Origin of the sequence: Holospora undulata HU1, from assembly GCF_000388175.3 — a bacterium.
GTDB classification, from domain to species: Bacteria; Pseudomonadota; Alphaproteobacteria; order Holosporales; family Holosporaceae; genus Holospora; species Holospora undulata_A.
The window spans coordinates 1-4,479 of record NZ_ARPM03000029.1; the positions used below are offsets into that span (position 1 = coordinate 1).

Annotated in this window: 7 protein-coding genes; 2 read left to right on the plus strand and 5 right to left on the minus strand. The window is 33.1% G+C overall.

Annotated features, from left to right (window positions below; all coding sequences use genetic code 11):
* The first annotated feature begins 121 nt into the window (after window positions 1-121).
* Window positions 122-292: a hypothetical protein gene (locus K737_RS10765; protein ID WP_235075632.1), complete on the plus strand. Its 171-nt coding sequence runs from the start codon at window positions 122-124 to the stop codon at window positions 290-292.
* 169 nt (window positions 293-461) lie between these two features.
* Here the strand turns inward: K737_RS10765 and K737_RS07120 are convergent, their stop codons facing one another.
* The gene (locus K737_RS07120) at window positions 462-686 is read right to left on the minus strand and encodes a transposase (protein ID WP_075260285.1); all 225 of its coding nucleotides are present in this window, start codon (window positions 684-686) and stop codon (window positions 462-464) included.
* Window positions 687-1,382: 696 nt separating this feature from the next.
* Window positions 1,383-1,508 (minus strand): hypothetical protein, encoded by a 126-nt coding sequence (locus K737_RS11310; RefSeq protein ID WP_023491074.1) that lies wholly within the window; start codon window positions 1,506-1,508, stop codon window positions 1,383-1,385.
* Window positions 1,509-1,797: 289 nt separating this feature from the next.
* Between K737_RS11310 and K737_RS11625 the strand changes: the two genes are divergently transcribed.
* Window positions 1,798-1,944 (plus strand): transposase, encoded by a 147-nt coding sequence (locus tag K737_RS11625; RefSeq protein ID WP_407636428.1) that lies wholly within the window; start codon window positions 1,798-1,800, stop codon window positions 1,942-1,944.
* A gap of 89 nt (window positions 1,945-2,033) precedes the next feature.
* Here the strand turns inward: K737_RS11625 and K737_RS00345 are convergent, their stop codons facing one another.
* From K737_RS00345 to K737_RS11630, 3 genes are all read right to left on the minus strand, one after another.
* Window positions 2,034-3,260, minus strand: coding sequence for a hypothetical protein (locus tag K737_RS00345; RefSeq protein ID WP_006296197.1), 1,227 nt, complete (start codon window positions 3,258-3,260; stop codon window positions 2,034-2,036).
* Between the two features lie 166 nt (window positions 3,261-3,426).
* Window positions 3,427-3,582 carry a hypothetical protein gene (locus K737_RS10380; RefSeq protein ID WP_200863569.1) on the minus strand — a complete coding sequence of 52 codons (156 nt, stop codon included), beginning with the start codon at window positions 3,580-3,582 and terminating at the stop codon, window positions 3,427-3,429.
* Between the two features lie 452 nt (window positions 3,583-4,034).
* Window positions 4,035-4,226 (minus strand): transposase, encoded by a 192-nt coding sequence (locus K737_RS11630; RefSeq protein WP_006289453.1) that lies wholly within the window; start codon window positions 4,224-4,226, stop codon window positions 4,035-4,037.
* Window positions 4,227-4,479 lie beyond the last annotated feature (253 nt).

Consider the following 4,479-nt stretch of genomic DNA (forward strand, 5'->3'; position numbering starts at 1 on the left):
ATGTGGGGAAAAAAGATACGTAAACGGCATAGTGGTGTTGATAGGTAAGGCAATCTGATCCATATCAAGGGTTCATAAGGCCAATGACACAGGTGCTGGGTGCGGAGTTTTTAAGGAAGCGGTGCAAAAATATCCTACATTAAAGGAAGTGTGTGTAGATGCTGGATATAGAAAACCCATGGAGGCATTTGTGAGAACTCTATTGAATAAATACTATAGCAATCTCAGAGCACATATCTCAAGAATGGGCCATACTTCCAAAGTGTTGGATAGTCGAAAGAACATAGGATAGCTAAATCCTTTTCGAAGGGTATCTAAAGATTATGAAATTACCCTAGCGACTGCTGAAAACATGAGTATGATAGCCCATTCCATGATCCTATCAAGTTAGCTAAATCATGAATACAGGCTCTAAATGGACAAATACGAAGCGGTGCATATACTTTTCACAATTGTATTTTTTAACTCGTGCATAAGTTTTTTATATAGAGCCATAATTTTTCGACCGGGTTAAGCTCCGGTGAATATGAAGGAAGATAAAAAATAGTAATATTGTCAGGGATTTTAAAAGTCTTGGATTTATGCAATCTTGCTTCATCCATGATCAACGCAATTTTATTAGACGGATACTTATTTACACACTTAGATAAAAATACATTCATATGCTCAGTATCGATATTAGGCAAAATCGAGATTAAGTAAAATCAGACTAAAATTACTGCCGTCAAACGTTAACTGCGTTATAAAGATAGAAATTTTGGTAACCTATTTTAAATAGAATTTTTGGCCTGGTACCGCGCTTATACCATCTGTGACTTTTGGAATGAGCGCCCAATCTCAATTCATCAAAAAACAATATGTGCGATGGCGTGCACTTAGCTATTTCCCGGCTAATATTTTTTTAAATTTAGCAAATTATGTTTTGCTCTTGCTTGAAATGTTTAGGACGAGGCTTAATATAGAAGCAATTTAGCTTATTGATCTCTTGATGAACGGTTGACTTGCTAATTTTTATATTAAAGACATTTTATAGTTTTATTCGAATTGTATTTGTGGTTAACTGACTATCGACTTTTAACCATTCCAAGATTTACTTTATTTGCGTAGCGTTAAGTTTGTTTTTCCTTTTGCGCTTTGCAGGTGCGTTAACTCTTTCTATCGATCCGGCTTGACCCACGAAGTCAGAGTGGTTCTAGTTATGTCGTAAATTTTTCTTCCCCAGCCTTCTGTACTTGTACATAGCCATATCAATGCCGCTTTCATCAATATATACAAGACTTGGATACGATATATATTTTATCGATTCTTGATACAGACTTCACTTTTCTTTACTTGCTTCCACGTGCGAAAAGTCTTTTTTTTAAGCTATAAGCCTAATCTTTTTAACCAGAAACTGATTGTAAAAACACCCCCAAAAATTCTTGAACAGCTTTTTTCAAGGTCATATCTAGGTTTTCTTTGACGTACTCTTCTATCTTTTCTAAGTTCAATCTTTTTTTCTGAGCCAAGCACGCTTCTTAGGAAAATAACTGACTTCTTGTCTGTATTTTCTATGCCAATTTTCTATGCCACATGCCTATCGCTGATACACTTATTTTAAATATGCGATGCTTTAATATACCCGCCCCTCATCTAAATTTACCCTTTGTCTTAAATCGTTGCGGTAGCTCTTTGTCATTTTCCTTTTATTTTAACAAAAAATTACACCTAATTCAACCTAAATTACTATAGTTATGAATAATCCCTCTTTTCATAAATCCAAGAGAAACAGAGAATTAATAAAATCTGCACAGTATAATTTTTCTACCTCCTTACTCTCCTGATTTTAATCCAATAGAAAAATTCTGGGCTAATATGAAGAGGAGGATTGAATGTCAAATTAATGCATTTCATAAACTTTATGAGGCTTTTTCTTCTTTCTTCCAAATCCCATCTTCAGGCTAAATGACTATAATGAACCAAAGTTTGTCCGGATTAAACGCTTTGGTCCATGATGCCTTAGTCTTTTTCGAGCATTGGTAAGACAAAAAGCTTTATCCTTCAACTCTTTTTATCATTCTTTGGTTTACGGTTTTAGATTCAGGCAGAGATTCGACAAGTTTTTTATGAAAATTCTTCAATTCGTCTGGAAGGCTGTTTAAAAAGTAAAAATTATATTCTAATTTTTCTCCCAGCGTTTCTTTAAACGTTTCAGGAAAATCCTCGAAGCTCATTTTCGTGAAATTTAGGTAAAACAAAAAGCTTTTGTGGTCCTCAATAAACATTTTTGTAAGAAGATCATCTTGTGTTTTTTGGTAACTAAAGCATGAATATTCGTTTGCTTTTTTATCTTTAATTATTTGCATTAAACATTCCAAATCTTTTCCTTTAAATATTCTGAAAATAGCGTTTAAAGGAACGCCTTCTTTTGATAAATGATTTAAAGAATTCCAAATAAGCCTTGGGCTTTCTTTTTCTAATTTTTCTAAGTTTTTTTTAAAATTCAAGTATCGAAAAAATATCGGGGCGCTCTTGCTCATTACCTCAATCCATCTACTTTTTACCCTATCATCTAACTGATCTATTGCTTCAAAACATACCGAAAGAACTTTTTCATTTTTCATAAACGAGTACTGGTTTTCAGTTAATACATCGATTACGGATGTTTCGTATCCACACTTAAAAAGAACGAAAAAACTTTCTTCTAAATAGGGAATAAGTTCTTTTCGTAATCTTTCATTTTCAAACACACAATTAAAGTGCCCAACCCCAGAATATTTAATAAAACTTGAAAATTTTTCAAAATTTTCACGTTCACACCAGCACGGTTTTTTAAAAGAACTAATCAAAAAGTTAAAAGCTTCATCAGAAAAATCAAAAAGTAGAGCTAACGGTTTTTTTGTAAGTTCTGCTGGTTGGGCTGAAAAAGATTTTTGATGTCGATTTGCACGATAAAAAGAACAGTAAACAAAATTTGATTTTAGTTGATCGGGAATAAGTTCAAAAAAAACATCAATTTTCGAAGAACTTAGAACACTCACTCTTTCAAAAACTCTTTGAACAATGTCTTTTCTTGCTTCTTTTAAGAGTGAATAAGAAAGTGAATCTCCTTTTTCATCTTTACATAAATCATGTAAGCATTGTGCAATTTTTCTATAATCGATGCACTCTGTGCTTTCTATTTTTTCATTAAGAAAATCTTTCAAAAATTTTTCACTACCCTCTGCGTTAGAAAACGCCTGAACCGAAAGCAAGCATACAAGCAACCAAAACAATCTCATAAAAAATATCAGCTAATTTCTACTTTGAAAACATATGGAAAATTATAAAAAAAATCAAGAGAAAATATAAATAATAAATAAATAAAATTTTTTTTCTTTATTTTTATATAGAAAAAAAATAAAAAATAATTTTATGTAAATGAATTTTCATGTACACGCAAGACTTTTAACCACAGATAGCATGATTAATTTTCAATGTTTTATTAACGTGAAGTGCAGCAAAAATACTCAGTGTTACCTCCGGCATTTCAAGTGATCGCGTGTTTGCAAGGGGGGCGAAATCTTGCAAACCAATGGCGGTGTGGAGCGTTATTTTGTTCAACGGAAAAGGGGGTATCTTTTCCCTGAAAGAGGCTGTTGCTTGGAATAATTTTATTAAAACCTGCCCAATGATCTGCGCAACAAAATAAAATTTTCTATTTTTTTAATCGTTCAAAAAGTCGTTTGAATGTTTGACTCAAGCGATCACCAAATTCCTAATCGACAAGCTGTTTTCCAGCACGATTCTAGACTTTAGAAATCCAAGCTTTAAAAATCCAATTTTTTGCTTCTTTTTTTTTAATAATGCAAAAATTTTGGCGCATAGCCTTGATTATAAGGTGCCCCCCCTCTTCAAAACTGAGGTCGCGCTGACCCCCTCGAATAAAACCGCTTTTAAAGCACTCCTAACATTCACAAAATGTAAATACAATCATTTTTAGAGACTTTTAAAAGAATCCCTTTACCTGTTCTAACAAAAACATCTTTAGTTAAAGCTAAATCAGTATAAAAAAATTACGAAAAATGGAATTGAAATAAGTGATCAATTGAACAAGTTAATGTTTTTCTTATGTGTTTGGGGTGGGCCCATTTTTTCTCAATTTGATTGAGATCAGGGAAGTATGGAGGCAAATAAAGCAAACTATGACCTGCATCTTCTAGAATCTTTTGCAGATCTTTCCCTTTATGGAAAGCGGCATTATCCATAATAACACCTTCACCAGACCTTAGTTCCTTGATCAGAAACCTACACAAGCTTGGAATAATAAAGTATCGCAAGATCCGTTAAAACCCATTGGTGCTATCGGATTGTTCATACTCCCCCTCACTTTTTTTCAGGTAGTTTAAAAGATCGCTGAAATCAAAAAATAAGAGTTTATCTTTGATCCACCTGAGCCCCCTTGTGAAGTATGAATACAAAGATGAATAGAAAGGCGCTCTGACTGTTTTTTTGTAAGCA

Bases quoted from the DNA above. Each gene is read 5' to 3' on its own strand.
- K737_RS00345 (WP_006296197.1), bottom strand. From the start codon at position 3,260: ATGAGATTGTTTTGGTTGCTTGTATGCTTGCTTTCGGTTCAGGCGTTT.
- K737_RS11630 (WP_006289453.1), bottom strand. From the start codon at position 4,226: ATGGATAATGCCGCTTTCCATAAAGGGAAAGATCTGCAAAAGATTCTA.